General features: G+C 70.6%; 25 protein-coding genes. 4 read left to right on the top strand and 21 right to left on the bottom strand.

Features of this window, described 5'->3' with window-relative positions:
* Positions 1–24 precede the first annotated feature (24 nt).
* The gene (locus ACZ514_RS08305) at positions 25–597 is read left to right on the top strand and encodes a cob(I)yrinic acid a,c-diamide adenosyltransferase (RefSeq protein ID WP_468166289.1); all 573 of its coding nucleotides are present in this window, start codon (positions 25–27) and stop codon (positions 595–597) included.
* Positions 598–638: 41 nt separating this feature from the next.
* Here ACZ514_RS08305 and ACZ514_RS08300 read toward each other — a convergent pair whose 3' ends face one another.
* Positions 639–1,223, bottom strand: coding sequence for a hypothetical protein (locus tag ACZ514_RS08300; RefSeq protein ID WP_469124373.1), 585 nt, complete (start codon positions 1,221–1,223; stop codon positions 639–641).
* Between the two features lie 160 nt (positions 1,224–1,383).
* On the opposite strand from ACZ514_RS08300, the gene ACZ514_RS08295 reads away from it, so the two are divergent.
* The 3 genes from ACZ514_RS08295 (at position 1,384) to ACZ514_RS08285 (ending at position 5,250) form a co-directional block, all read left to right on the top strand.
* Entirely contained in the window at positions 1,384–2,568 is a 1,185-nt protein-coding gene (locus tag ACZ514_RS08295; RefSeq protein ID WP_468695931.1) for a sensor histidine kinase, read from the top strand.
* Positions 2,565–3,221 (top strand): response regulator, encoded by a 657-nt coding sequence (locus ACZ514_RS08290; RefSeq protein ID WP_469124372.1) that lies wholly within the window; start codon positions 2,565–2,567, stop codon positions 3,219–3,221. Before ACZ514_RS08295 ends, ACZ514_RS08290 begins: the two co-directional genes overlap by 4 nt.
* Positions 3,222–3,354: 133 nt before the next feature.
* Entirely contained in the window at positions 3,355–5,250 is a 1,896-nt protein-coding gene (locus ACZ514_RS08285) for a glycosyl hydrolase family 18 protein (RefSeq protein WP_469124371.1), read from the top strand.
* Between the two features lie 116 nt (positions 5,251–5,366).
* Here the strand turns inward: ACZ514_RS08285 and ACZ514_RS08280 are convergent, their stop codons facing one another.
* The 20 genes from ACZ514_RS08280 to thrB form a co-directional block, all read right to left on the bottom strand.
* Complete coding sequence (locus ACZ514_RS08280) at positions 5,367–5,813, bottom strand: DUF2550 domain-containing protein (RefSeq protein WP_467290514.1); 447 nt, start codon at positions 5,811–5,813, stop codon at positions 5,367–5,369.
* A 127-nt stretch (positions 5,814–5,940) separates the two neighbouring features.
* Positions 5,941–6,315: a F0F1 ATP synthase subunit epsilon gene (locus tag ACZ514_RS08275; protein WP_007266595.1), complete on the bottom strand. Its 375-nt coding sequence runs from the start codon at positions 6,313–6,315 to the stop codon at positions 5,941–5,943.
* A gap of 138 nt (positions 6,316–6,453) precedes the next feature.
* Positions 6,454–7,896 (bottom strand): F0F1 ATP synthase subunit beta, encoded by a 1,443-nt coding sequence (atpD, locus tag ACZ514_RS08270; protein WP_101390156.1) that lies wholly within the window; start codon positions 7,894–7,896, stop codon positions 6,454–6,456.
* Positions 7,896–8,813, bottom strand: a complete 918-nt coding sequence (locus ACZ514_RS08265) for a F0F1 ATP synthase subunit gamma (protein ID WP_468166279.1) — start codon at positions 8,811–8,813, stop codon at positions 7,896–7,898. Before ACZ514_RS08265 ends, atpD begins: the two co-directional genes overlap by 1 nt.
* 20 nt (positions 8,814–8,833) lie before the next feature.
* Positions 8,834–10,429, bottom strand: a complete 1,596-nt coding sequence (gene atpA / locus ACZ514_RS08260; RefSeq protein WP_388939734.1) for a F0F1 ATP synthase subunit alpha — start codon at positions 10,427–10,429, stop codon at positions 8,834–8,836.
* Between the two features lie 134 nt (positions 10,430–10,563).
* Positions 10,564–11,379, bottom strand: coding sequence for a F0F1 ATP synthase subunit delta (locus ACZ514_RS08255; protein WP_467887607.1), 816 nt, complete (start codon positions 11,377–11,379; stop codon positions 10,564–10,566).
* Entirely contained in the window at positions 11,376–11,906 is a 531-nt protein-coding gene (locus tag ACZ514_RS08250) for a F0F1 ATP synthase subunit B (protein WP_362471677.1), read from the bottom strand. Before ACZ514_RS08250 ends, ACZ514_RS08255 begins: the two co-directional genes overlap by 4 nt.
* Before the next feature lie 52 nt (positions 11,907–11,958).
* On the bottom strand, positions 11,959–12,192 hold the full coding sequence (atpE, locus tag ACZ514_RS08245; protein WP_007266589.1) for an ATP synthase F0 subunit C: 234 nt from the start codon (positions 12,190–12,192) through the stop codon (positions 11,959–11,961).
* An 82-nt stretch (positions 12,193–12,274) separates the two neighbouring features.
* On the bottom strand, positions 12,275–13,111 hold the full coding sequence (gene atpB / locus ACZ514_RS08240) for a F0F1 ATP synthase subunit A (RefSeq protein ID WP_468166811.1): 837 nt from the start codon (positions 13,109–13,111) through the stop codon (positions 12,275–12,277).
* 210 nt (positions 13,112–13,321) lie between these two features.
* Positions 13,322–13,759, bottom strand: coding sequence for a hypothetical protein (locus tag ACZ514_RS08235; RefSeq protein WP_468166277.1), 438 nt, complete (start codon positions 13,757–13,759; stop codon positions 13,322–13,324).
* Positions 13,760–14,045: 286 nt separating this feature from the next.
* The gene (locus ACZ514_RS08230) at positions 14,046–15,380 is read right to left on the bottom strand and encodes an MraY family glycosyltransferase (RefSeq protein WP_468166809.1); all 1,335 of its coding nucleotides are present in this window, start codon (positions 15,378–15,380) and stop codon (positions 14,046–14,048) included.
* Between the two features lie 104 nt (positions 15,381–15,484).
* On the bottom strand, positions 15,485–16,717 hold the full coding sequence (locus tag ACZ514_RS08225; RefSeq protein WP_469124370.1) for a serine hydroxymethyltransferase: 1,233 nt from the start codon (positions 16,715–16,717) through the stop codon (positions 15,485–15,487).
* 87 nt (positions 16,718–16,804) lie between these two features.
* Positions 16,805–17,440 (bottom strand): arsenate reductase/protein-tyrosine-phosphatase family protein, encoded by a 636-nt coding sequence (locus ACZ514_RS08220; RefSeq protein WP_468166273.1) that lies wholly within the window; start codon positions 17,438–17,440, stop codon positions 16,805–16,807.
* Positions 17,437–18,084 (bottom strand): L-threonylcarbamoyladenylate synthase, encoded by a 648-nt coding sequence (locus tag ACZ514_RS08215; protein ID WP_388939723.1) that lies wholly within the window; start codon positions 18,082–18,084, stop codon positions 17,437–17,439. Before ACZ514_RS08215 ends, ACZ514_RS08220 begins: the two co-directional genes overlap by 4 nt.
* 52 nt (positions 18,085–18,136) lie before the next feature.
* Positions 18,137–18,982, bottom strand: a complete 846-nt coding sequence (gene prmC, locus ACZ514_RS08210; protein ID WP_007266582.1) for a peptide chain release factor N(5)-glutamine methyltransferase — start codon at positions 18,980–18,982, stop codon at positions 18,137–18,139.
* Positions 18,983–19,025: 43 nt separating this feature from the next.
* Complete coding sequence (prfA, locus tag ACZ514_RS08205; protein ID WP_468166271.1) at positions 19,026–20,105, bottom strand: peptide chain release factor 1; 1,080 nt, start codon at positions 20,103–20,105, stop codon at positions 19,026–19,028.
* A gap of 118 nt (positions 20,106–20,223) precedes the next feature.
* Positions 20,224–20,442, bottom strand: coding sequence for a 50S ribosomal protein L31 (gene rpmE, locus ACZ514_RS08200; protein ID WP_007266580.1), 219 nt, complete (start codon positions 20,440–20,442; stop codon positions 20,224–20,226).
* A gap of 183 nt (positions 20,443–20,625) precedes the next feature.
* The gene (locus ACZ514_RS08195) at positions 20,626–21,729 is read right to left on the bottom strand and encodes an LCP family protein (RefSeq protein ID WP_468695947.1); all 1,104 of its coding nucleotides are present in this window, start codon (positions 21,727–21,729) and stop codon (positions 20,626–20,628) included.
* Positions 21,730–22,005: 276 nt separating this feature from the next.
* Complete coding sequence (gene rho / locus ACZ514_RS08190) at positions 22,006–24,093, bottom strand: transcription termination factor Rho (protein WP_468695949.1); 2,088 nt, start codon at positions 24,091–24,093, stop codon at positions 22,006–22,008.
* Between the two features lie 415 nt (positions 24,094–24,508).
* Positions 24,509–25,447 carry a homoserine kinase gene (gene thrB, locus ACZ514_RS08185; protein ID WP_468695951.1) on the bottom strand — a complete coding sequence of 313 codons (939 nt, stop codon included), beginning with the start codon at positions 25,445–25,447 and terminating at the stop codon, positions 24,509–24,511.
* Positions 25,448–25,497 lie beyond the last annotated feature (50 nt).

Genomic DNA, 25,497 nt, shown 5'->3' with positions numbered 1-25,497 from the left:
GGCGGGCCCGTCTACGCTGGCGGCATGGTGAACCTGACGCGCATCTACACCCGCACCGGCGACCAGGGCACGACCGCCCTGGGGGACATGAGCCGGACGCGGAAGACGGACCTGCGGATCTCCGCGTACGCCGACGCCAACGAGGCCAACGCCGCCATCGGGACGGCCATCGCGCTGGGGTCGCTTCCGGAGGAGGTCGTGAAGGTCCTGGTCCGCGTGCAGAACGACCTGTTCGACGTCGGCGCGGACCTGTGCACCCCGGTCGTGGAGGACCCGGAGTACCCGCCGCTGCGCGTGGAGCAGTTCTACGTGGACCGGCTGGAGGCGGACTGCGACGTCTTCAACGAGCGGCTGGAGAAGCTGCGGAGCTTCATCCTCCCCGGCGGCACCCCGGGCGCGGCCCTGCTGCACCAGGCCTGCACGGTGGTCCGCCGGGCCGAGCGCTCCACGTGGGCGGCGCTGGAGGCGCACGGCGAGGTGATGAACCCGCTGACGGCCACCTACCTGAACCGCCTCTCCGACCTCCTCTTCATCCTGGCCAGGACGGCCAACAAGGAGGTCGGTGACGTGCTCTGGGTCCCCGGCGGCGAGCGCTGACCCACCCCCCCGCCCGGGCCGTGGTCCACCGGGACCCCTGGCTAGCGCCTGCTCCCGGCCGGTTCGGCGCTCCCGTCCCGGTCGGCGTCCGTGCCCGCCGGGGCCTTGCGGGGCCAGATCGAGTAGCTCGCGGCGATCAGGGCCTGGATGCCGAGGACCCGCAGGGCGCCGGACTGCCAGGCCCGGAGCCCGTCGGTGGCGGCGTCGCCGCCGACGTACCAGATCCCGGCCTGGAGCAGCCCGACGGCGACGAGGGCGGCGGCCAGGGTCCGCGCCCACAGCTTCCACTCGTGGACCGCGCGCTCCTTGCCGTAGGTGGTTCCGGGCGGCTTGGGGCCCCCGGCGAAGCGGTGGGCGGCGTGCCGGTCGAGCCACTGCACGGTGTAGTGCCCGTAGCCGACGGTGTAGCCGATGTAGAAGGCCGCGAGACCGTGCCTCCAGCTGGGCTCCCCGCCGTTCTTCAGATCGATGAAGGACACCACCAGCAGCACCAGCTCCAGCAGCGGCTCCATCAGCAGCACCGCGGCTCCCAGCCGCGGCATTCCGGCCAGGTAGCGCAGCGCCAGTCCGCCCGCCAGCAGCACCCAGAAGCCGACCTCACAGGCGACGATCAGCCCGAGCAGCATGACGGCCCTCCCTTCCTTCCCCGGTTTCCCCTCCAGGTTCCCGGCGGCCGCGCCCCGCCGCGTCGTCGCCAGTGAGGAACGTCCACTGCATCCTTCGATGTAGCGCCGTCTCCGCCCCCGTGCCGAGGCCGCCCCTCGGCGGACCGTGTTGGATGGGACCGTGCTCCTCCAGATCCCCCGCCCCCACCGCGACGACGTCCTGCTCGCGGTGGTCAGCGTGTGCGCCGGCCTGCTGCTCTGGGCGCTCGGCGTGTACAGCACGCCCAGCCGGCACCTCCTGCCCGACTGGGCGGCGCTGGTGCCCCTCGCGGTGCTCGGCGTCCTGGAGCTGCTGCGCCGCTCCGCGCCCGCCGTCACCCTGCCCGTCGGCACCGTCGCCCTGGTCGCGGACCAGTTCACGGTCGGCAGCATCGCCAGCGTCATCGTCTTCACCGACCTGATGTACGCGGCGGTGGTGTACGGAAAACCGGCCACGGCCCGGCGGCTCCCGGTCAGCACCGGGCTGATCACCATGGCCGTCACCATCGGCTCCCTGGTGTGGCTGCGCACCCCGCAGGCCCTGCTCATCGGCGTGCTCACCGGCATCGTGAGCTTCGCCCCGGCGCTGACGGGCGCCACCCTGCGCAACCACCGCGAGGCCGCCGAGGCCGCCCGGCTGCGCGCCGAGCAGACGGCGCTGCTGGCGGAGATGGACCGGACGCAGGCGGTGGCCGCCGAGCGCGCCCGGATGGCGCGGGAGCTGCACGACATGGTGGCCAACCACCTCTCGGCGATCGCCATCCACTCGACCGCCGCGCTGTCCATCGACTCCCCCGCCACCAGCCGCGAGGCCCTCGGGGTGATCCGGGAGAACAGCGTGCAGGGACTGGCCGAGATGCGCCGTCTGATCGGGCTGCTGCGGGACGCCGGAGCGGGGCAGGAAGCCGTCGCGGTGCCCTCCCTGGACGGCCTGGACGCCCTGCTGGGGCAGGCCCGGACCAACGGGTCGGCGAGCGGGCTGGACTTCGTCCTGGCGGACGAGCGGGCCGCGGGGCCGCCGCTGCCGGCACCGGTGGAGCTGGCGGCGTACCGGATCGTGCAGGAGTCGCTGACCAACGCCCTCAAGCACGCGGTTCCCGGCACGGTCCGGGTCCGGGTGGCGCGGGGCGCCGGGCTGCTGACGGTGGCGGTGGACTCCCCGTACGGGGAGCGGCCGGGCCCGCGCGCCCCGGGCTCGGGGGCGGGGCTGGTCGGCATGCGGGAACGGACGGAGCTGCTGGGCGGGACGTTCGCGGCGGGCGCTTCGGGCAGGGTGTGGCAGGTGCGGGCGGCGCTGCCCGCCGGGGAGAGGGCGGTGCAGTCATGACCATCAGGGTCGTCGTGGCCGAGGACCAGCGGGCGGTACGGGCCGGTCTGGTGCTGATCCTGCGCAGTGCGGGGGGCATCGAGGTGGTGGGAGAGGCCGCCGACGGTGAGGAGGCGGTGCGGCTGGCGGAGGAGCTGCGGCCGGACCTGGTCCTCATGGACGTGCAGATGCCGAGGCTGGACGGGGTGTCGGCCACCCGCCGCGTGGTGGAGCGGGAACTGGCGGACGTGCTGGTGCTGACCACCTTCGACCTCGACGAATACGTCTTCGGGGCGCTGCGGGCAGGGGCGGCGGGCTTCCTGCTGAAGGACGCGGACGCCGCGGAGCTGATCGCGGCGGTGCGGACGGTGGCGCGCGGCGAGGGGCTGATCGCGCCCGCGGTGACCCGGAGGCTGATCGCCGAGTTCGCGGCTCCGAAGGCGGTGCGGGCGCCGGTGCGGCCGGAGGCGGCCGCGGCGGTGGAAACGCTGACGCGGCGCGAGCGGGAGGTGCTGGGGGCACTGGGCGGGGGGTTGTCGAACGCGGAGATCGCCGTACGGCTGGACATGGCGGAGGCCACGGTGAAGACCCACGTCAGCAGGCTGCTGGGGAAGCTGGAGCTGCGCAGTCGGGTCCAAGCGGCCGTGCTGGCGCAGGAGTTGGGGATCGAGTAGGCCCCTGGGGATGAGGTCTGGACCTCTTGACGGTTGGTCCAGACCTTTCTAGTCTCACCGCATCACTGTGGTGAGCGTGCCATGACAAAGATTGCACCGAGGCGTGCTCACGGGCGGCGCAGGTCCCACCCCCATGTACCGGTCGGCCCCACGACCGGTACGGACCTCCGGAGGAGCACCCTTGAGCACAGCACCCCCACGACGCAACCGTCTGTTCGGGAGGCTGGCCGCCACCGTGGCCGCCCTCGCCCTGCCCGTCGCCGGCCTGGTCGGCCTGGCGGGCCCGGCGCAAGCCGCCGCCTCCGCGACCGCGACCTACACGAAGGCCTCCGACTGGGGCTCCGGCTTCGAGGGCAAGTGGACGGTGAAGAACACCGGCACCACCACCCTCAGCAGCTGGACCGTGGAGTGGGACTACCCGGCCGGCACCCGGGTGACCTCCGCGTGGGACGCCACGGTCACCAGCTCCGGCGACCACTGGACGGCCAAGAACGTCGGCTGGAACGGCACCCTCGCCCCCGGCGCCACCGTCAGCTTCGGCTTCAACGGCACCGGGTCCGGCGCCCCCTCCGGCTGCAAGATCAACGGCGGCTCCTGCGACGGCGGCTCCAGCCCCACCGACGCCCCGCCCTCGGCCCCCGGCACCCCCACCGCGACCGGCGTCACCGAGACCGCCCTGACCCTGTCCTGGACGGCGGCCACCGACGACAAGGGCGTCAAGAACTACGACGTCTACCGCGACGGCACCAGGCTCACCACCGTCACCGGCACCACCTTCGGCGACAGCGGCCTGGCCAAGGGCACCACGTACACCTACGCGGTCACCGCCCGTGACAGCGCCGACCAGACCGGCCCCTCCTCCGGCACCCTCTCGGTGACCACCACCGGCGGCGGCACCCAGCCCCCGGACCCCGGCACCAAGGTCAAGCTCGGCTACTTCACCAACTGGGGCGTCTACCAGCGCAACTACCACGTGAAGAACCTGGTCACCTCCGGCAGTGCCGCGAAGATCACCCACATCAACTACGCCTTCGGCAACGTCCAGAACGGCAAGTGCACCATCGGCGACGCCTACGCCGACTACGACAAGGCCTACACCGCCGACCAGAGCGTCGACGGCGTCGCCGACACCTGGGACCAGCCCCTGCGCGGCAACTTCAACCAGCTGCGCAAGCTCAAGGCCAAGTACCCGCACATCAAGATCCTCTACTCCTTCGGCGGCTGGACCTGGTCCGGCGGCTTCGGGCAGGCCGCGCAGAATCCGGCCGCCTTCGCCGACTCCTGCCACGCCCTGGTCGAGGACCCGCGCTGGGCGGACGTCTTCGACGGCATCGACATCGACTGGGAGTACCCGAACGCCTGCGGGCTGTCCTGCGACACCAGCGGCGCCGCCTCCTTCAAGAACCTGATGTCGGCCCTGCGCGCCAAGTTCGGCGGCTCCAACCTGGTCACCGCCGCGATCTCCGCCGACGGCTCCAACGGCGGCAAGCTCGACCTCGCCGACTACGCGGGCGCCGCCCAGTACGTCGACTTCTACAACGTCATGACGTACGACTTCTTCGGTGCCTGGGAGGCCAAGGGACCCACCGCCCCGCACTCCCCGCTGACCTCCTACGCCGGCATCCCCATCGCCGGCTTCAACTCCGAGGCCGCCATCACCAAGCTCAAGGGCAAGGGGATCCCCGGCTCCAAGCTCAACCTCGGCATCGGCTTCTACGGCCGCGGCTGGACCGGAGTCACCCAGGACGCCCCCGGCGGCACCGCGACCGGACCCGCCCCGGGCACCTACGAGCAGGGCATCGAGGACTACAAGGTCCTCAAGAGCAGCTGCCCCACGACCGGCACCGTCGCCGGCACGGCCTACGCCAAGTGCGGCGGCAACTGGTGGAGCTACGACACCCCCTCCACCATCGCCGGGAAGATGACCTGGCTGAAGAACCAGGGCCTCAAGGGCGCCTTCTTCTGGGAATTCAGCGGCGACACCGCCAACGGCGAACTGGCCGACGCCATCCACACCGGGCTGCGGTGACCCCCACGCACCGCCCCGGTCCGCGATCCCTCGTATGAGGGTACGAAGCCGGGGAGGCGGGACCGTCCCCCGCCTCCCCGGCTTCTCCACGTCCCGCGGGCGGTGGCCCGCCCGCCTCAGGCGACGTTCACCCGCTGCCCGGGCGGCGCGGCCTCCAGCCACGCCAGGAAACCGGTCAGCGCGTCCTCGCTCATCGCCAGCTCCAGGCGCGTCCCCCGGTGGGAACAGCCGAGCACGACGGCGTCGGACAGCAGGGCCAGCTCCTCCTCGCCCTCGGGCGCGCGGCGCGCGAGGACCTCGATGGAGGACCGCTCCAGCAGCCGGCGCGGGCGCGGGGAGTACGAGAAGACGCGGAACCACTCGATCCGGTCACCGCTGTAGCGGGCGACCCCGTAGACCCACCCCTTGCCGGAGACGTCCGGCTCGTCGGTCACGCCCCAGCGCAGGCTGCAGTCGAAGGTCCCGCCGGACCGCTGGATGAGTCTGCGGCGCAACCCGAACACGAACAGCCCGATCACCACCAGGGCTACGACCAGGCCGCTCACAAGCAGAGCGAGGAGCATCTTCACCGACCTCCTCGCTCATCGAAAACCGCACAAACAAAAGTACGTACATCGCCTCAGCCGCGACCCGGTCCGGAAAATTCCGGACCTGACCGCGGCTGAGGTATCAAACTGTTCGGTACGGGGCTCAGTGCCCCGCGACCGCGCGCAGCCGGACATCGGCGCGACGTTCGGCGGCCGCGTCGGCCTCCGACTTCGCGCGCTCCAGTGCCCGCTCCGCCCGCTGGACGTCGATCTCGTCCGCGAGCTCGGCGATCTCGGCCAGCAGGGACAGCTTGTTGTCCGCGAACGAGATGAATCCGCCGTGCACCGCGGCGACGACAGTGCCGCCCTCGCTGGTACGGATGGTCACCGGGCCCGATTCCAGCACACCGAGAAGCGGCTGGTGACCGGGCATGACGCCGATGTCGCCGGACGTGGTGCGGGCGACGACCAGGGTGGCCTCGCCGGACCATACATTGCGGTCCGCCGCGACCAGCTCGACGTGCAGCTCAGCAGCCAAGGTGGCTCCTCGGGTCACCACCCGGCGGGTCAGCCGGGTGTTGGGTCAAATTCTAATGGGCGTGGGGAGAGGGACGGGACACCCGCCCCTCTCCCTGGGGACTGCGAACCGGGAGCGCTCCTCGCGGAGCGCGCCGGATCAGGAGACGCCCAGCTCCTTGGCGTTGGCCTTCAGGTCCTCGATGCCACCGCACATGAAGAACGCCTGCTCGGGGAAGTGGTCGTACTCACCGTCGCAGATCGCGTTGAACGCGGTGATCGACTCGTCGAGCGGAACGTCCGAACCGTCCACGCCGGTGAACTGCTTGGCGACGTGGGTGTTCTGCGACAGGAAGCGCTCGACGCGACGGGCACGGTGGACGACGAGCTTGTCCTCCTCGCCCAGCTCGTCGATACCGAGGATCGCGATGATGTCCTGGAGGTCCTTGTACTTCTGGAGGATCCCCTTGACGCGCATGGCGGCCGCGTAGTGGTCCGCCGCGATGTAGCGGGGGTCCAGGATGCGGGACGTGGAGTCCAGCGGGTCGACGGCCGGGTAGATGCCCTTCTCGGAGATCGGACGGGAGAGAACCGTCGTCGCGTCGAGGTGGGCGAAGGTGGTCGCCGGCGCCGGGTCGGTCAGGTCGTCCGCGGGGACGTAGATCGCCTGCATCGAGGTGATCGAGTGACCGCGGGTCGAGGTGATGCGCTCCTGGAGGAGACCCATCTCGTCGGCCAGGTTCGGCTGGTAACCCACCGCGGAGGGCATGCGGCCGAGCAGGGTCGACACCTCGGAACCGGCCTGGGTGTACCGGAAGATGTTGTCGATGAAGAAGAGCACGTCCTGCTTCTGCACATCGCGGAAGTACTCCGCCATGGTCAGACCGGCCAGGGCGACGCGCAGACGGGTGCCCGGGGGCTCGTCCATCTGGCCGAAGACGAGCGCCGTCTTGTCGATGACGCCGGAGTCGCCCATCTCCTCGATGAGGTCGTTGCCCTCACGGGTACGCTCACCGACACCCGCGAACACCGACACACCGTCGTGGTTGTTGGCGACGCGGTAGATCATTTCCTGGATCAGAACGGTCTTGCCGACACCGGCACCACCGAACAGACCGATCTTTCCACCCTTGACGTACGGGGTGAGGAGGTCGATGACCTTGACGCCGGTCTCGAACATCTCGGTCTTCGACTCGAGCTCGTCGAAGCTCGGGGCCTTGCGGTGGATCGGCCAGCGCTCGGTGACCTCGGCGTTCGCCTCCGGGTAGTTGAGCACCTCACCCAGGGTGTTGAAGACCTTGCCCTTGGTGAAGTCACCGACGGGGACGGTGATGCCCTCGCCCGTGTCGGTCACCGGGGCCTGGCGGACCAGGCCGTCGGTCGGCTGCATCGAGATGGTGCGGACGAGGCCGTCACCCAGGTGCTGCGCGACCTCGAGGGTCAGGGTCTTGAGCTTGCCGTCCTCGGCCGGGTCGGCGACCTGGACCTTGAGGGCGTTGTAGATCTCGGGCATCGCGTCGACGGGGAACTCCACGTCGACGACCGGGCCGATGACCCGGGCGACGCGGCCCGTGGCGGCGGCCGTCTCAACAGTGGTCGTCATTACTTGTCACTCCCCGCGGTCGCGTCGGCCATGGCGCTCGCGCCACCGACGATCTCGCTGATTTCCTGGGTGATTTCGGCCTGGCGGGCCGCGTTGGCAAGCCGGGAGAGGCTCTTGATGAGGTCTCCGGCGTTGTCGGTCGCCGACTTCATCGCGCGGCGGCGGGCGGCGTGCTCGGAAGCGGCCGACTGCAGCAGTGCGTTGTAGATGCGGCTCTCGACGTAGCGCGGCAGAAGGGCGTCGAGGACGTCCTCCGCCGACGGCTCGAAGTCGAACAGCGGAAGGATCTCGCCCTTCGTACCGCTCTCCTCCGCAGCCTGGTCGAGGCTGAGCGGCAGCATCCGGCCGTCCACCGCGTTCTGCGTCATCATCGACACGAACTCCGTGTAGACGATGTGCAGCTCGTCGACGCCGCCGTCGGCCGTTTCCGTCTGGATGGCCTCGATCAGCGGCGCCGCGACGCGCTTGGCGTCGGCGTAGGCCGGGCTGTCGGTGAAGCCGGTCCACGAGTCCGTGACCTTGCGCTCACGGAAGCCGTAGTAGGCGACACCCTTGCGGCCGACGATGTAGCTGTCGACCTCCTTGCCCTCCGCCCGCAGCCGCTCGGTGAGCCGGTCTGCCTGCTTGATGGCGTTCGAGGAGTAGCCGCCGGCCAGACCGCGGTCGCTCGTGATGAGCAGGACCGCGGCGCGGGTCGGCGCCTCGACCTCGGTGGTCAGGGCGTGCTTGGTGTTCGAACCGGTCGCCACCGCGGTCACCGCGCGGGTGAGCTCGGTCGCGTACGGCATCGATGCCGCCACCTTGCGCTGCGCCTTGACGATGCGCGAGGCGGCGATCATCTCCATCGCCTTGGTGATCTTCTTGGTCGCCGTGACGGCACGGATGCGACGCTTGTAGACCCGGAGCTGCGCTCCCATGAGTCAGGTCCCTTCCGTCGTCACTTGGAGACGTTGACGGCCGGCGCGTCCTCGCCCAGGAGCTTGCCGTCCGAGGTCTCGAACTGGCGCTTGAAGGCGGCGATGGCGTCGGCGATCGACGTCAGGGTGTCGTCCGACATCTTGCCGCCCTCGGCGATGGAGGTGAGGAGGTCCTTGCGCTCGCGGCGCAGGTGCTCCAGCAGCTCCGACTCGAAGCGACGGATGTCGTTGACCGGGACGTCGTCCATCTTGCCGGTGGTGCCGGCCCAGACGGAGACGACCTGCTCCTCGACGGGCATCGGCTGGTACTGGCCCTGCTTCAGCAGCTCGACCATGCGCTTGCCGCGCTCCAGCGAGGCCTTCGACGCGGCGTCCAGGTCGGAACCGAAGGCGGCGAACGCCTCCAGCTCGCGGTACTGGGCGAGGTCGACGCGCAGACGGCCGGAAACCTGCTTCATGGCCTTGTGCTGCGCGGAACCACCGACGCGGGAGACCGAGATGCCGACGTTCAGCGCCGGGCGCTGGCCCGCGTTGAACAGGTCGGACTCCAGGAAGCACTGGCCGTCGGTGATGGAGATGACGTTGGTCGGGATGAACGCCGAGACGTCGTTGGCCTTGGTCTCGACGATCGGCAGACCGGTCATCGAGCCGGCGCCCATGTCGTCGGAGAGCTTCGCGCAGCGCTCCAGCAGACGGGAGTGCAGGTAGAAGACGTCACCCGGGTAGGCCTCGCGGCCCGGCGGGCGGCGCAGCAGCAGCGACACGGCGCGGTAGGCGTCGGCCTGCTTCGACAGGTCGTCGAAGATGATCAGGACGTGCTTGCCGGCGTACATCCAGTGCTGGCCGATGGCGGAACCGGTGTACGGCGCCAGGTACTTGAAGCCGGCCGGGTCGGACGCCGGGGCGGCGACGATCGTCGTGTACTCGAGCGCGCCGGCCTCTTCCAGGGCGCCGCGAACGGACGCGATGGTCGAGCCCTTCTGGCCGATGGCGACGTAGATGCAGCGGACCTGCTTGTTCACGTCGCCGGAGCGCCAGTTGTCACGCTGGTTGATGATCGTGTCGACGGCCAGGGCGGTCTTGCCGGTCTGGCGGTCGCCGATGATCAGCTGACGCTGGCCGCGGCCGATCGGCACCATCGCGTCGACGGCCTTGTAGCCGGTCTGCATGGGCTCGTGCACCGACTTACGGACCATGACGCCCGGGGCCTGCAGCTCGAGGGCGCGGCGGCCTTCGGTCGCGATCTCGCCGAGACCGTCGATCGGGTTGCCGAGCGGGTCGACCACGCGGCCGAGGTAGCCCTCGCCGACGCCTACGGAGAGGACCTCACCGGTGCGCTGCACCGGCTGGCCCTCCTCGATGCCGCTGAATTCGCCGAGGACGATCGCACCGATCTCGCGCTCCTCGAGGTTGAGGGCGAGACCGAGGGTGCCGTCCTCGAACTTCAGCAGCTCGTTCGCCATGGCGGAGGGCAGACCCTCCACCTTCGCGATGCCGTCGCCGGCAACGCTGACCGTTCCGACCTCCTCGCGCGAGGCCGCGTCCGGCTGGTACGACTGGACAAAGGTCTCCAGTGCGTCCCGGATCTCCTCCGGCCGGATCGTGAGCTCCGCCATCTGGGTTCCCTGCTCTCCTTGTTGGGCCTGAAGCTTCTTAGGGGTCTGGGGGTGACCCCCAGGAATCTTCTGCAAGTTCTGCACGGCCCAACCGGGCCGCTAGGAATGCTTTGTATCTGTGTGGTGGCGGCTGGTCAGCCGGCCATGCGGCGCGACGCCTCGGCGAGGCGGTCCGCGATGGTGCCGTCGATGACCTCGTCGCCGACCCGCACCGAGATCCCGCCGAGGACCGCGGGGTCCACGTCGAGGTTCAGGTGCATCTGGCGGCCGTACAGCTTGGCCAGCACCGCGCCGAGACGCTGCTTCTGCACGTCGCTGAGCGGAACCGCGCTGGTCACGGTGGCGACCATGCGGTCACGGCGCTCGGCGGCGAGCTTGGAAAGGGACTCGAGTCCCGCTTCCAGGCTACGTCCACGCGGGTGCGTGACGAGACGGATGACCAGACGCTCGGTGACGGCGTTCACCTTGCCGCCGAGCAGGCCGCGCAGCAGCTCGCTCTTGGCGGTGCCGGTGGCGGCGCGGTCGGTCAGCGCGGAACGCAGCTCGGTGCTCGAGGAGACGATCCGGCCGAAGCGGAAGATCTCGTCCTCGACGTTGTCGAGCCCGTTGCCCTGCTGGGCCGCCGTGAGGTCGGCGGTGGCCGCCAGCTCCTCCAGCGCGTCCACCAGGTCGCGGGACTGCGACCAGCGGGAGCGCGCCATGCCGGACACCAGGTCGAGGGTCTCCCCGCCCACCTGGCCGGACAGCAGCCGGCCGACGAGCTCGGCCTTGGCCTCGCCGGACTGCGCCGGGTCCGTGATGACCCGACGCAGCGAGACCTCACGGTCGAGCAGCGCGGTGACGGCTGCCAGCTCACCGGCGAGCTTCGCCGCGTCGACGGACGTGTTGTCCGTCAGCGCGTCGAGACGCTCGCGCGCGGAGGCCAGCGCCTCGCGGCTCGCTCCGTTCATCGGGCCGCCTCGGCCTTCTCCTCAAGCTCGCTGAGGAAGCGGTCGATGGTGCGGCTCTGGCGGGCGGCGTCCTCGAGGGACTCGCCGACGAGCTTGCCGGCCAGGTCGGTGGCGAGCTTGCCCACGTCCTGACGCAGCGCCTGAGCGGCGGCCTTGCGGTCTGCCGCGATCTGGGCGTGACCGGCAGCGATGATCTCCTCACGCTGCCGCTGGCCCTCTGCGCGCAGTTCTTCCTTGAGCGCAGTGCCCTGCTCCAGCGCGTCCTGGCGCAGGCGCGCGGCCTCGTGCCGGGCTTCGGCGAGCTGGGCCTTGTACTGCTCCAGCACGCTCTGGGCCTCGGTCTGAGCGGCTTCGGCCTTCTCGATACCGCCCTCGATCTGCTCGCGGCGCTCGTCCAGAACCTTGTTGATGTTCGGGAGGAGCTTCTTCGCGAGGAAGCCGAAGACGATGACGAAGGCGATCAGACCGATGACGAGCTCGGGGATCGGCGGGATGAGAGGGTTTTCCATCTCAGCCGCGAGAACCATGAGGTTCACATCAGTGCCTTTCGTCTAGTGGGCTGTTCGTCGAGACCGAGGATCAGGAGCTCGGGTAGACGAACGGCATGACCAGACCGATCAGGGCGAGCGCCTCACAGAAGGCGAAGCCGAGGATCTGGTTGGCGCGGATCAGGCCGGCCGCCTCGGGCTGGCGGGCGAGGGCCTGCGTGCCGTTACCGAAGATGATGCCGACGCCGACGCCGGGGCCGATGGCCGCGAGACCGTAACCAACGGAGCTGAGGGAGCCGGTGACGGCGGCAAGGGTCTGGGACATGCCAGTTCTTCCTTCTCTTTCACGGACCGGTGGGGGTTGGCCACCGGACGAATACGGGGGGCTGAGCGGGGGCGGGCCTGGCTCAGTGGTGCTCGGCGAGCGCGCCCTGGATGAAGCTGCAGGCCAGGAGGACGAAGACGTACGCCTGGACGGCCTGGATGAAGAGCTCGAAGGCGGTCATCACGATCACCATCACGAACGACACACCGGCGTAGGCGATGCCGATGCCGTTCAGCAGGTACCAGCTGGCGATCGTGAAGAGCAGCAGCAGGGTGTGACCGGCGAACATGTTCGCGAAGAGTCGGACCGCGTGGGTGAACGGGCGCACCAGGACGTTCGAGAAGAACTCGATGACCATGATGAGCGGAAGGACGCCGCCCAGGCTCTTGTCGTAGCCGGTGAGGTTCTTCAGGCCGCCGACGAAGCCGTGGCGCTTGAAGGTGACCGACATCCAGATCACGTAGACGATCAGCGCGAGGACGGCCGGGTACGCGATGATCGAGGTCACGGGGAACTGCGCCACCGGGACGATCGACCAGACGTTCAGGATCCAGACGAAGAAGAACAGGCTGACCATGAAGGGGACGTACTTCTCGCCCTCCTTCTTGCCCAGCGTCTCGTAGACGATGCCGCGGCGCACGAAGTCGTAGCCCGCCTCGCCGACCATCTGGAGCTTGCCGGGAACGATCTTCGCCTTGCCGAAGGCGGCCCAGAAGAAGGCCACGATGATGACGGAGCCCAGGAGGGCCAGCAGCATCGGCTTGTTGAAGTAGGCATTGCTGCCGGCTTCGCCCCACAGCGGCTCGAAGAGGAACGAGTGCAGGCCCGGGCCGGGGAATCCACATCCGTCGAAGATGTGACAGTCGGTCTCGAAGGCGAGGACCTGCGTCGGGTCAGCACTCACCGCGGGCTCCTTCAGCGTGGCGCATAGGTACGGCAACCTCGTTGTGTCGGCGCGGCGCGCGGCCGCGGTTCGGCACTGGACTGGTGTAACGGATGTGGGGGCGGCAGTCAGGCATCGAGCCTCGCGATGGAACAGGCGTCAGCTCAGATGCCCGCGCCCGCAGTGCCGCAGTTGGAACCGGACGATAGCAGCATCTCGAACGCACACTTATCCCGGCCCTACCCCTCACGGCTTCGACCCCGGGTTCTCGGGCTTTTCACCCTTCGTCGAGTCCGGCTCGACGTACAGGATCTTCGCCTTCATGTGAGCACGCGTCTGCGCGCCGATCCACACCAGGGTGGCGGCGACGAGCGTGATGGCGAACGCGCGGGGGTGGAACAGCGTCGTGTTCTTGAACACGGCGAGAAAGACGAAGAGCAGCAGGATCTGCGCGGCGTAGAGCATGAGGCCCATGGCCTGGAACAGGTGCGGCAGGGATTTCGCCGTGCGCTGCAGGACGACGAATCCGAGTCCCATGAACAGGATCACGACCGCGGTCGCGACGACGGACCCGACGGCGCCCTTGCCCCCGACGACCAGACCGCTGATCACGGCCGCGACGGCGCCGGCGAGAGCGGTGGGTACGGCGGTTTGCAGGAGGGATCGGACGTCATCTGACCGCATGGCGGTTTGCTCCGCGTGGTGGTGGGGGCACGGACTCGTACGGGAACTCGTACGGGGACGAGCGTAAGCCCGGTCCGAGCGAGAGCCTCGGGCCAATGGACCGTCGCACTACGGTCCTTCGGCTCTGTCACCGGGTTTAGTGAACGGTATCACAAACTATTTGATGAGAGCTTTACCTGCCTGGTGTGCTGACTGTCACACATGAGGGCTAACCCGCCCGTGTGTGCAGGACAAGGCGGCTCATTGTCTGGTAAAGGGCGCCCATGTCGGATATGCGGCCGCGCCGTCAGCGAGCCGATCCGGCCTTACGCCGGTCGGGGAGGCGCGAACGGGGGCCTACGGCGGTCGCGCCGTTGACGCCCGACACCCCCGCCACGACGGGCCGTGCCGGCACCGGCTCCAGGCCCTCGTCGTCCCGCACGGCCGCCTCCGCTGCCCGCTCGGCGTGCCGGTAGCGCGGCGGGACCAGGCCTTCGGCCCAGCGCGGCGCGCGCGGGGTGAAGCGCGGCATGAGGAGGAGCACGAGTCCCAGCGCGCTCAGCGCGGCGAGGGAGAGGACGATCCACATCGAGGCCGAATGCACCGAATAGGCCACCGTGCCGAATGCGATCAGGCCCGACCAGAAATACATGATGAGTACGGCGCGGCTGTGGGAATGCCCGAGTTCCAGCAGCCGGTGGTGCAGGTGGCCCCGGTCCGCGGCGAAGGGGGACTGGCCGTTCCAGGTGCGCCGGACGATGGCCAGGACGAGGTCGGCCATCGGAATGGCGATGATGGTCAGCGGCAGCAGCAGCGGAATGAAGACCGGCAGCATCGCGTGGGTCGCGTTCCGCTCACCGCCGACGAAAAGGGCCATCGTGTCGGGGTCGACCTGCCCCGTGATCGAGATGGCCGAGGCGGCCAGCACCAGCCCGATCAGCATCGAGCCGGAATCCCCCATGAAGATCCGCGCCGGGTGCATGTTGTGCGGCAGGAAACCCAGGCACATGCCCATCAGGATCGCCGCGAACAGGGTCGCGGGAGCGGCGGACTCGATGCCGTAACCGAACCAGATCCGGTAGGCGTAGAGGAAGAACGCGCACGTGGCGATGCAGACCATGCCCGCCGCGAGACCGTCGAGGCCGTCGACGAAATTCACCGCGTTGATCGTGATCACCACCAGCGCCACGGTGAGCAGGGTGCCCTGCCACTGGGTGAGCGCCACGGTGCCGATGCCCGGAACCGGAATCCACAGGATGGTCAGGCCCTGCATGACCATCACGCCCGCGGCGATCATCTGGGCGCCCAGCTTGATCAGCGCGTCGAGTTCGAACTTGTCGTCCAGGACGCCGATCAGCCAGATCAGCGCCGCACCCGAGAGCAGGGCCCTGGGCTCGTTGGACCGCTCGAAGACCCCGTTGAGGTTCTGCAGGTGGTCGGCGATCAGCAGCCCCGCGCACATGCCGCCGAACATCGCGATCCCGCCGAGCCGCGGGGTCGGCTCCCGGTGCACGTCGCGCGCGCGGATCTCCGGCATCGCGCCGGCCGCGATCGCGAACTTCCGCACGGGCCCGGTCAGCAGGTAGGTCACCGCGACCGTGACGCAAAGCGTCAGCAGGTATTCACGCACTGGCTGCCCCAGAAGTATCGCCGGCCATCTCAGCCCCACACATTAGCCGCGATGTCACCACGGACGAGGACGCGCGGGGGCCCCGTTCCGGTTGCACTACGCCATACTCGTCCCGGTTACGCCCCGTACGGGGGAAATCCACTGGTCAGCTCGGCCACGTCGGCACGCGTCGCCGCCGCTTCCCCGCGCAGCGCGGCCGCGAACAGGTCCGCGATCACGGCCATCTCCGGCTCCCCCATCCCCTGCGTGGTCACCGCCGCGGTACCCAGGCGGATGCCGCGCTGGTCCCCGTACGGCAGCGCGCAGGTGTCCAGGACGATCCCCGCGGCGGCCAGGCGGCCCCGCGCCGTCGGCCCGTCGACGCCGAGCCCGGCGGGATCCGCGCTGACCAGGTGGGTGTCCGTACCGCCGGTCGTCACGGCGAACCCGTGCCGCTCCAGGGCGGCGGCCAGGGCGCGGGCGTTGGCGACGACCCGGTGCGCGTACCGGCCGAAGGCGGAGGCGGCCGCCTCGCCGAAGGCCACGGCCTTGGCGGCGATGGTGTGCATCTGGGCGCCGCCCTGGGTGAAGGGGAACACCGCCCGGTCGACGCGCTCCGCGAACTCCGCGCCGCACAGGACCATTCCGCCGCGCGGGCCGCGGAGCACCTTGTGGGTGGTCGCGCAGACCAGGTCCGCGTACGGGACGGGGCTGGGCGCCGCCCCGCCGGCGACGAGCCCGATGGGGTGCGAGGCGTCGGCGATCAGATGGGCCCCGACCTCGTCGGCGATCTCGCGGAACGCCGAGTACTCGAGGTGGCGGGGGTAGCAGATCGACCCGCACACGATGGCCTTGGGCCGGTGCGTACGGGCCAGCCGCTGCACCTGCTCGTAGTCGACGAGCCCGGTCTCCGCGTCGACCCCGTACCCGACGAAGTCGAACCAGCGGCCGGAGAAGTTGGCGGGAGATCCGTGCGTGAGGTGGCCGCCGTGCTCCAGTCCCATGGCCAGGACGGTGTCCCCGGGCCGCAGCAGCGCCGCGTAGGCGGCCAGTACGGCGGCGGAACCGGAATGCGGCTGGACGTTGGCGTGCTCGGCCCCGAAGAGCGCCCTGGCCCGCTCCACGGCGGTCCGCTCGGCGAGGTCCGCGTACGCGCAGCCCCCGTGGTAGCGGGCGCCCGGATACCCCTCGGCGTACTTGTTGGAGAGCGCGGAGCCCAGCGCCGCGAGCACGGCGGGCGAGGTGAAGTTCTCGGCGGCGCTCATCTGCAAGGTGGTCGCCTGCCGCTGCCGCTCCCCTTCGAGGATGTCGGCCATCTGCGGGTCCTGCTGCCGCAGGAGGTCCGCCGCCTGCTGGGTGGTGACAGTCATGGCACGACTCCCGCGCGTGGGTGTACCGGTACCAGCCACTGTAGGCCGGACCCGCCCCGCGCGCCCGCCGCCCGGCCGCGGCGGGGCTCAGCGGGAGGAGGTGACGCCCGTCAGGGCCGTGACCACCGGGTCCAGCGCCTGGTTGATCTCGTCGCCGATCGACCGGAAGAAGGTGATCGGCGAGCCGTACGGGTCGTACACCTCGTCGGCGTCGGCGGACGGCGCCAGCAGCCAGCCGCGCAGCGCCGCGGCGGCCCGTACCAGCGCCCGCGCCCGCTCCGCCATGCCGTCGTCCAGCGGCGGCAGCGTGGCCGGGTCTATCGCCCGTACCAGCCGGGTGAACTCCTTCAGCGTGAAGGTGCGCAGGCCCGCCGAGTGGCCCATGGAGATCACCTGCGCCCGGTGGTCGCGGGTGGCGGTGAGCACCAGGTCGGCGCGTATGACGTGCTCGTCCAGCAGTTCCCGCCCGGTGAACCCGGACGCGTCGGCACCGAAGTCGGCGAGGACGGCGGCCGCGTTGGCCTCCATCGGGGCGCCCTCGTGGCCCCAGGTGCCCGCGCTCTCCACGATGAGGTCCCCGGCCGGGAGGCCGAGGGCGCCCAGCCGGTGGGCCAGCGCGTGCCGCGTCAGCCGCTCGGTGATGGGCGAGCGGCACACGTTGCCGGTGCTGACGTGGAGTATGCGGAAGGACCGACTCGCTATGCCACGCCCCTCAGGGCTCACGGAGCCACCTCGAGGTCGGGTACGACCTCCCGCAGCTGTTCCGCGGTCAGCGCGCCCTCGCGCAGCAGTACGGGAACCTTCCCGGTGACGTCGACGATCGACGACGGCTCGGTGCTCGGCGTGGGACCGCCGTCCAGGTACACGGAGACGGAGTCGCCGAGCATCTCGCGGGCCGCGTCGCAGTCCGCCGGCGCGGGGTGCCCGGAGAGGTTCGCGGAGGACACGGCCATCGGGCCGACCTCGGTCAGCAGCTCGATCGCGACGGGGTGCAGGGGCATCCGCACCGCCACGGTCCCGCGGGTCTCCCCCAGGTCCCACGCCAGCGACGGCTGGTGCCTGGCGACCAGGGTGAGCCCGCCCGGCCAGAAGGCGTCGACGAGCTCCCACGCCTGCTCGGAGAAGTCCGTGACGAGACCGTGCAGGGTGTTCGGGGAGCCGATGAGGACGGGGGTGGGCATGTTGCGGCCGCGTCCCTTGGCGGCGAGCAGGTCGCCGACCGCCTCCGGGCTGAAGGCGTCCGCGCCGATCCCGTACAGGGTGTCGGTGGGCAGCACGACGAGCTCTCCGCGGCGCACTGCGGAGGCCGCTTCACGCAGACCCGTCTTGCGGTCCGTCGCGTCGTTGCAGTCGTATCGCCGGGCCATCAGCGGTTCTCCTCGTGCGGCGGGGTGGTGGCGGGGAAAGCGGTCGCGCGGGTCACGGCATGGCCTTGCGGGCGGTCGCGAAGCGCGGACGGTTGTTCAGGTCGGGGTGGTCGGCGGCGTCGGCCCAGCCCCGTTCGTCGGCGAAGATCCACGGCACCTGGCCGCCCTGCGTGTCGGCGTGCTCGATCACGACGATGCCGCCGGGACGCAGCAGCCGGTGGGCGGTGCGCTCGATGCCGCGGATGGTGTCGAGGCCGTCCTCGCCGGAGAAGAGCGCCATCTCGGGGTCGTGGTCGCGGGCCTCGGGGGCCACGTACTCCCACTCGGTGAGCGGGATGTACGGCGGGTTGGAGATGACCAGGTCGACCTGACCGTCCAGCTCGGGCAGCGCGGTGAGCGCGTCGCCCTGGTGGACGGTGACCCGGGAGCCCTCGGCGTTCTTGCGGGTCCAGCGCAGGGCGTCCTCGGACAGCTCCACGGCGTGCACGCGCGAGCGCGGCACCTCCTGGGCCATGGCGAGCGCGATGGCGCCGGAACCGGTGCACAGGTCCACGATCAGGGGCTCGACCACGTCCATGGCGCGGACGGCGTGTATGGCCCAGTCCACGACCGACTCGGTCTCGGGCCGGGGCACGAACACCCCGGGGCCTACCTGGAGCTCCAGGTACCGGAAGAAGGCCCGGCCGGTGATGTGCTGGAGCGGCTCGCGGGCCTCGCGGCGGGCGACGGCCTCCCAGTAGCGGGCGTCGAAGTCCGCGTCCTTGACGTGGTGCAGTTCCCCCCGCTTGACGCCGTGCACGAAGGCCGCGAGCTCCTCCGCGTCGAAACGCGGTGAGGGCACGCCGGCGGCGGCCAGCCGCTGGGTGGCCTGGGCCACCTCGGCAAGCAGCAAGTTCACGCTGGTCCTCCGGGCTGCTGTCGTACGGGGGGTGGGGCGAAGGTCAGTGCGCGGCCGCGAGCTTCGCCGCGGAGTCGGTGTCGACGCAGGCCTGGATGACCGAGTCGAGGTCGCCGTCGAGCACCTGGTCCAAGTTGTACGCCTTGAAACCGGTCCGGTGGTCCGAGATCCGGTTTTCCGGGAAGTTGTACGTACGGATCTTCTCGGAGCGGTCCACGCTGCGCACCTGGCTGCGGCGCTGGTCGGAGGCCTCCTGCTCGGCGGCTTCCTGGGCGGCGGCCAGCAGGCGCGAACGCAGGATGCGCATGGCCTGCTCCTTGTTCTGGAGCTGGCTCTTCTCGTTCTGGCAGGAGGCGACCACACCGGTCGGGATGTGCGTGATGCGCACGGCCGAGTCGGTGGTGTTGACGGACTGGCCGCCGGGGCCCGAGGAGCGGTACACGTCGATGCGGAGGTCGTTCATGTTGATCTCGACCTCGACCTCCTCGGCCTCCGGGGTGACGAGCACGCCCGCGGCGGAGGTGTGGATGCGTCCCTGGGACTCGGTGGCCGGCACGCGCTGGACGCGGTGCACGCCGCCCTCGTACTTCATCCGGGCCCACACGCCCTGGCCGGGCTCGGTGGCCCCGTTGCCGCCCTTGGTGCGGACGGAGACCTGGACGTCCTTGTAGCCGCCGAGCTCGGACTCGGTGGAGTCGATGATCTCGGTCTTCCAGCCCACGCGCTCGGCGTAGCGCAGGTACATGCGCAGCAGGTCGCCGGCGAACAGGGCGGACTCGTCGCCGCCGGCGCCCGCCTTGATCTCCAGGAGCACGTCCTTGTCGTCGCTGGGGTCGCGCGGGACGAGCAGCAGGCGGAGCTTCTCGGTGAGCTCGTCGCGCTGGGCGCTCATTTCCTTGACCTCGGCGATGAAGTCGGGGTCGTCGGCCGCCAGCTCCTTGGCCGTCTCGATGTCCTCGCCCGCCTGCTTCCACGCACGGAAGGTGGCGACGATCGGGGTCAGCTCCGCGTACCGCTTGTTCAGCTTGCGCGCGTTCGCCTGATCGGAGTGGACCGAAGGGTCGGCGAGCTTCTTCTCGAGGTCGGCGTGTTCGCCGACCAGTTCCTCGACCGCTTCGAACATCGGATGCTCCTGTGTGAAAAGTCAAAAATGGGCTGGGCTGGCTGAACGACGACAAAGGCGCCGGTCCGGCCGCCCCCGCGTGGTCAGGGGGCGGCCGATGACCGGCGCCTGGGTCGCGCTACTTCTTGGCCGCACCCTTGCCGAAGCGGGCCTCGAAGCGGGCCACGCGGCCACCGGTGTCGAGGATCTTCTGCTTGCCCGTGTAGAACGGGTGGCACTCGGAGCAGACCTCGGCACGGATGGTGCCCTCGGTCAGGGTGCTGCGGGTGGTGAACGACGCGCCACAGGTGCAGCTGACCTGGGTCTCGACGTACTCGGGGTGAACATCGCGCTTCAAGGTGTCTCCTAGATTCGGGAGGGCGCCGGGTCGCAGGAGCCGAATTGCGCACTGCGTGAACCGGGGCCGACAGACCAGTCTGCCAGGACCGGGCCGCCTGTCAAAATTCCGGGAACGCTCCCCTCAACGGGGAGGGGCCGCCCCCTATTCCCCGGGGGTGCTGCCGGATCCCGGCAGCCCCTCCTACTGGACGATCGAGCCCGCGGTGCTCTTGTCCCCGGCGGACTTCTCGGTGGCCTGGGGCGGGATCGGCTGGTCGGCCAGCAGGGAGTCCCAGACCATCTTGGACTCCTTGGTGAGGGGGACCACCCGGTCGCGGTCGGCGGGGTCCGGCCCGACCGGCAGGGTGATCATGTGCATGTTCTCGGCGCCGATCCCCTGGAGGCCCTGGGCGAAGCCCATGAGGGACTTCACGTCGCCGAGCGCCTTGTCGGTGGTGATCGCCTTGGTGGCGGAGTCGGCGAGGCCGAACAGCTTCTTCGGGTTGTCGAACACCCCGACCCCCTTGACCTGCTTGATCAGCGCCTTCATGAAGGCCTGCTGGAGCTGTATTCGGCCCAGGTCACTGCCGTCGCCGACGCTCTTGCGGGTGCGTACGAGGCCCAGGGACTGCTCCCCGTCGAGCTTGTGCGGGCCGGGCGGCAGGTCGAGGTGGCTGGCGTCGTCCTTGATCGGCTTCGTGGTCGTGAGCTGGACCCCGCCGAGGTTGTCGATGATCTTCTTGAAGCCGGTGAAGTCGACCTCGATGTAGTGGTCCATGCGGATCCCCGACAGCTGCTCCACGGTCTTGACCGCGCAGGCCGGCCCGCCGACCGTGAAGGCCTCGTTGAACTGGGCCTTCCTCCGGCCGGGGTCGGTCTTGCCCTTGCCGGTGGCGCAGGCGGGGCGCGGGACCATCGCGTCGCGCGGGATCGAGACGACGCTGGCCTTCTGGTGGCCCTCGTAGAGGTGGACGATCATCGCGGTGTCCGAACGGGCGGAGCCGCCGTCGTCCTGGCCGTACTCGCCGTTGGCGCCGCTGCGGGAGTCGGAGCCGAGGACGAGGATGTCCATGGAGCCGTTGTCGACGTCGGCCGGGCGGTCCTTGCCGAGGGCCTGGTCGATGTCGACGCTGTGCAGGTTGCCGTTGAGCTTGAAGTAGAACCAGCCCAGCCCGCCCCCGCCCAGCAGGACCACTCCGGCGGCGGTCCAGGCGGCGACGGTGAGGCCCTTGCGGCGCCGCGGCTGCCCCCTGCGCCGGCCCCCGCGTGCGGCTCGGCGGCCGCGGCCTCTGCTGTCCTCGCTCATGCTCTCCTCAGTCCTGGCTCCGTGGCCCGTCGTCTCTCACTCAGACGGGTGAGCGCGGTCCAGGGTTCCACGCCTCCCGGTGCCGTTCGCACACCGGGGGGCGGTCCGCCCCCGCTTCCCCGGTCTCCGGGCCGCGGCCGGTCTGCCTGGGGTTCCGGTACGGGTGCGGGGCCGCGCGGGGGTCCGCCCGCGGTCGGGAGTGTGGTGAAGGTCGCACAAACGGAACCGCCCCCGCCGTGGGAGGGCGGGGGCGGTTCCGTACTGCGGGCGACCCGGTCAGTCGTCGTTCTTGCCGGCCGGGGTCGTCTTGGCGATCTGCATCAGGAACTCGGCGTTCGACTTCGTCTGCTTCATCTTGTCGAGCAGCAGCTCGATCGCCTGCTGCGAGTCGAGCGCGTGGAGCACCCGGCGCAGCTTCCAGACGATGGCGAGCTCCTCGCTGTTGAGGAGGATCTCCTCCTTGCGGGTGCCCGACGGGTCGACGTCGACGGCCGGGAAGATGCGCTTGTCGGCGAGCTTGCGGTCGAGCTTGAGCTCCATGTTGCCGGTGCCCTTGAACTCCTCGAAGATCACCTCGTCCATGCGCGAGCCGGTGTCGACGAGCGCGGTGGCCAGGATGGTCAGCGAGCCGCCGTCCTCGATGTTGCGCGCGGCACCGAAGAAGCGCTTCGGCGGGTACAGCGCGGTCGAGTCGACACCACCGGACAGGATGCGGCCGGAGGCGGGCGCCGCGAGGTTGTACGCGCGGCCCAGACGGGTGATGGAGTCCAGCAGGACGACCACGTCGTGACCCAGCTCGACGAGGCGCTTGGCACGCTCGATGGCCAGCTCGGCGACGGTGGTGTGGTCCTCGGCCGGGCGGTCGAAAGTCGAGGAGATGACCTCGCCCTTCACCGACCGCTGCATGTCGGTGACCTCTTCCGGACGCTCGTCGACCAGGACGACCATCAGGTGGCACTCGGGGTTGTTGGTGGTGATCGCGTTGGCGATCGCCTGCATGATCATGGTCTTGCCGGTCTTCGGCGGGGCCACGATCAGACCGCGCTGGCCCTTGCCGATCGGCGACACGAGGTCGATGATCCGGGTGGTCAGCACGCCCGGGTCGGTCTCCAGGCGGAGCCGGTCCTGCGGGTAGAGCGGGGTCAGCTTCTGGAACTCCGGCCGGCCGCGGCCTGATTCGGGCGCCATGCCGTTGACGGAGTCCAGGCGCACGAGCGCGTTGAACTTCTCGCGGCGCTCGCCGTCCTTGGGCTGGCGGACCGCACCGGTGGTGTGGTCGCCCTTGCGCAGGCCGGCCTTGCGGACCTGGGCGAGGGACACGTACACGTCGTTCGGACCGGGCAGGTAGCCGGAGGTCCGGATGAACGCGTAGTTGTCGAGGATGTCGAGGATGCCCGCGACGGGGATCAGCACGTCGTCATCGGCGACCTGCGGCTCGTTCGGCGCGAACTCGTCACGGCCGCGACGGCCCCGGCGGTCGCGGTAGCGGCCGCGGCGGCCGCGACGGCCGTCCTCACCGTCGAAGTCGTCCTGCGGGCCGTTGTCCTGACGGTCCTGCCGGCCCTGGCCGCGGCCGCCCTGCTGCTGGCGGTCCGCGCGGTCCGTACGGTCCTGGCGGCCGCCGCCCTGCTGCTGGCCCTGGCCGCCGCCCTGCGGCTGACCCTGCTCGTCGGCCTTGGCGCCGCGCTCGCGGCGGCCCTGCTGGCGGTCACCGCGGTCACCACGGTCACCGCGCTCGCCACGGTCACCGCGCTCGCCGCGGTCACGGCGGTCGCGGCGGGTGCGGCCCTCGCCGGCCTCCTGCGCCTGGCCCTGGGGCTGGGCGGACACCGCGACGGCGGCCTCGGCCTTGGCCTCGGGCTGCGCGGCCGGGACCGTCTCGGTCTTCTGCTCGACCTGCACGGCGGCGGGGGCCGAGGACTCGGGGCTGCCGGAGGGGGCGGTGGCCCGGCGGCGGCGTCGCTCGCCGACGGGCGCGTCCTCGCTGGCCGGCTGGCCCGGGATCTCGATCTGCGGCTGGGCGGCGGTCTTCTCCGCGGGAGCCGCGGCGGCGACCTCGCCCGTGCGGGCCTTGCTGGTGGCGCGGCGCTTCGGCTTGGCCTCGGCGGCGTCGGCGGCGGGGGCCGCGGCGGCCTTGGCGGCGCCGCCGCCCTGCGCCTCCTTGATGACCTCGATCAGCTGGCTCTTGCGCATCCGCGCGGTGCCCCTGATACCGAGGCCCGACGCGACCTGCTGCAGCTCGGCCAGGACCATGCCCTCGAGGCCGGTGCCGGAGCGGCGGCGCTTGGGGGCGGCGCCCGCGGCGGGAGCACTGGTGTCGACGTTGGTGTCGGCAGCGCCCATCAGATCGGTGGTGTCGCTCACGAAGGGTCCTTCCCTGGAGCGGACGTCGGCCTGTCTGGCTCGGCGACCGGTTGTGCTGTCCGACAGCAGTCCTAGGTGTGGACCGTGCCGGGGCGGTGGTCCGCCGGTAGAGATACGGCGGAGAGAAACGTGCGTGGTGGTTCCGGCGAGAAGCCCCCGAGCTGGAAGCGTGGGAATGTCACGCCGATTCCGGAGCGTGCCCGAAGCTGCTGGCAGTGATCAAAGCAGTCGGGGAGGCTCCCGGAAGAAATGTGGTCCCGAAGGGGGACACTGAGCACCGAGCCATGGCGGCTTCGGATGCGCACTTGAGGTTAACACTACCGGATCCAACAGACATTCCCCCTCTCAATCACCGGCAATCGCCCTGTCGGGGGCGGAGGGCCTGCCCGGCCGCCCGCCCCCGAGGGCCGTGTCGTTACGACACGGGCTGACCGCCCGGGGCGCCCAGCGGAAGGACGCTCGCGCCCGCGGCGTCGAGGGCGAGCCGGTTGGCCGCCCACCCCTCGCCCGCGAGCCGCGCGACCTTGTCGGCCGCGCCGTTGTCGACCAGCGCGAGGACCGTGGGGCCCGCACCGGAGATGACCGCGGGGAAGCCGTCCGCCCGCAGCCGGTTGACGAGTGCCACGCTCTCCGGCATCGCCGGGGCCCGGTACTCCTGGTGCAGCCGGTCCTCGGTGGCGGGCAGCAGGAACTCGGGACGCCTGGTCATGGCCTCCACGAGCAGGCCCGCCCGGCCCGCGTTCACGGCCGCGTCCACGTGCGGGACGGAGCGCGGCAGCAGCCCGCGCGCGGTCTCGGTCAGGACCGGCTTCGAGGGGACGAAGACCACCGGAACGATGGAATCCGAGGGGTCCATCCGGATCGCCCTGGCGCTGCCGCCGTCCATCCAGGCCAGGGTGAAACCGCCGAGCAGACAGGCGGCGACGTTGTCGGGGTGGCCCTCGATCTCGGTGGCGAGTTCCAGCAGTGCCGCGTCGTCGAGCTTGGCCTCGCCGCCTATGGTCACGGCGCGGGCGGCGACGATGCCGGCGCAGATCGCGGCGGAGGAGGAGCCGAGGCCCCGGCCGTGCGGGATGCGGTTGGCGCAGACGACCTCCAGGCCGCGCGGCTGCCCGCCCAGCAGGTCGAAGGCGGTGCGCATGGAGCGTACGAGGAGGTGGCTCTCGTCCCGCGGCAGGGTGTCGGCACCCTCACCGGCGATGTCGATGTCCAGGCCGGAGTCGGCGACCCGGACGACTACGTCGTCGTAGAGCCCCAGGGCCAGGCCGAGGGCGTCGAAGCCGGGGCCGAGGTTGGCGCTGCTGGCGGGGACGCGCACCCGTACGGCGGCGGCGCGGAACGCTGGACCTGCCATCGGTCGATGACACTCCTTGTGACTGTGCGGGATCCGGCTGCGGTGCGGGA

It is taken from the genome of Streptomyces sp. NPDC034086, assembly GCF_055575515.1.
The sequence above is the reverse complement of the archived record's forward strand: the minus strand, read 5'-3'. Positions and strand labels throughout refer to the sequence as shown.

Bases quoted from the DNA above. Each gene is read 5' to 3' on its own strand.
- ACZ514_RS08305 (WP_468166289.1), top strand. From the start codon at position 25: ATGGTGAACCTGACGCGCATCTACACCCGCACCGGCGACCAGGGCACG.
- ACZ514_RS08300 (WP_469124373.1), bottom strand. From the start codon at position 1,223: ATGCTGCTCGGGCTGATCGTCGCCTGTGAGGTCGGCTTCTGGGTGCTG.
- ACZ514_RS08290 (WP_469124372.1), top strand. From the start codon at position 2,565: ATGACCATCAGGGTCGTCGTGGCCGAGGACCAGCGGGCGGTACGGGCC.
- ACZ514_RS08285 (WP_469124371.1), top strand. From the start codon at position 3,355: ATGTACCGGTCGGCCCCACGACCGGTACGGACCTCCGGAGGAGCACCC.
- ACZ514_RS08280 (WP_467290514.1), bottom strand. From the start codon at position 5,813: ATGCTCCTCGCTCTGCTTGTGAGCGGCCTGGTCGTAGCCCTGGTGGTG.
- atpD (WP_101390156.1), bottom strand. From the start codon at position 7,896: ATGACGACCACTGTTGAGACGGCCGCCGCCACGGGCCGCGTCGCCCGG.
- ACZ514_RS08265 (WP_468166279.1), bottom strand. From the start codon at position 8,813: ATGGGAGCGCAGCTCCGGGTCTACAAGCGTCGCATCCGTGCCGTCACG.
- atpA (WP_388939734.1), bottom strand. From the start codon at position 10,429: ATGGCGGAGCTCACGATCCGGCCGGAGGAGATCCGGGACGCACTGGAG.
- ACZ514_RS08255 (WP_467887607.1), bottom strand. From the start codon at position 11,379: ATGAACGGAGCGAGCCGCGAGGCGCTGGCCTCCGCGCGCGAGCGTCTC.
- ACZ514_RS08250 (WP_362471677.1), bottom strand. From the start codon at position 11,906: ATGGTTCTCGCGGCTGAGATGGAAAACCCTCTCATCCCGCCGATCCCC.
- atpE (WP_007266589.1), bottom strand. From the start codon at position 12,192: ATGTCCCAGACCCTTGCCGCCGTCACCGGCTCCCTCAGCTCCGTTGGT.
- ACZ514_RS08235 (WP_468166277.1), bottom strand. From the start codon at position 13,759: ATGCGGTCAGATGACGTCCGATCCCTCCTGCAAACCGCCGTACCCACC.
- ACZ514_RS08225 (WP_469124370.1), bottom strand. From the start codon at position 16,717: ATGACTGTCACCACCCAGCAGGCGGCGGACCTCCTGCGGCAGCAGGAC.
- ACZ514_RS08215 (WP_388939723.1), bottom strand. From the start codon at position 18,084: ATGGCCCGGCGATACGACTGCAACGACGCGACGGACCGCAAGACGGGT.
- prfA (WP_468166271.1), bottom strand. From the start codon at position 20,105: ATGTTCGAAGCGGTCGAGGAACTGGTCGGCGAACACGCCGACCTCGAG.
- ACZ514_RS08195 (WP_468695947.1), bottom strand. From the start codon at position 21,729: ATGAGCGAGGACAGCAGAGGCCGCGGCCGCCGAGCCGCACGCGGGGGC.
- thrB (WP_468695951.1), bottom strand. From the start codon at position 25,447: ATGGCAGGTCCAGCGTTCCGCGCCGCCGCCGTACGGGTGCGCGTCCCC.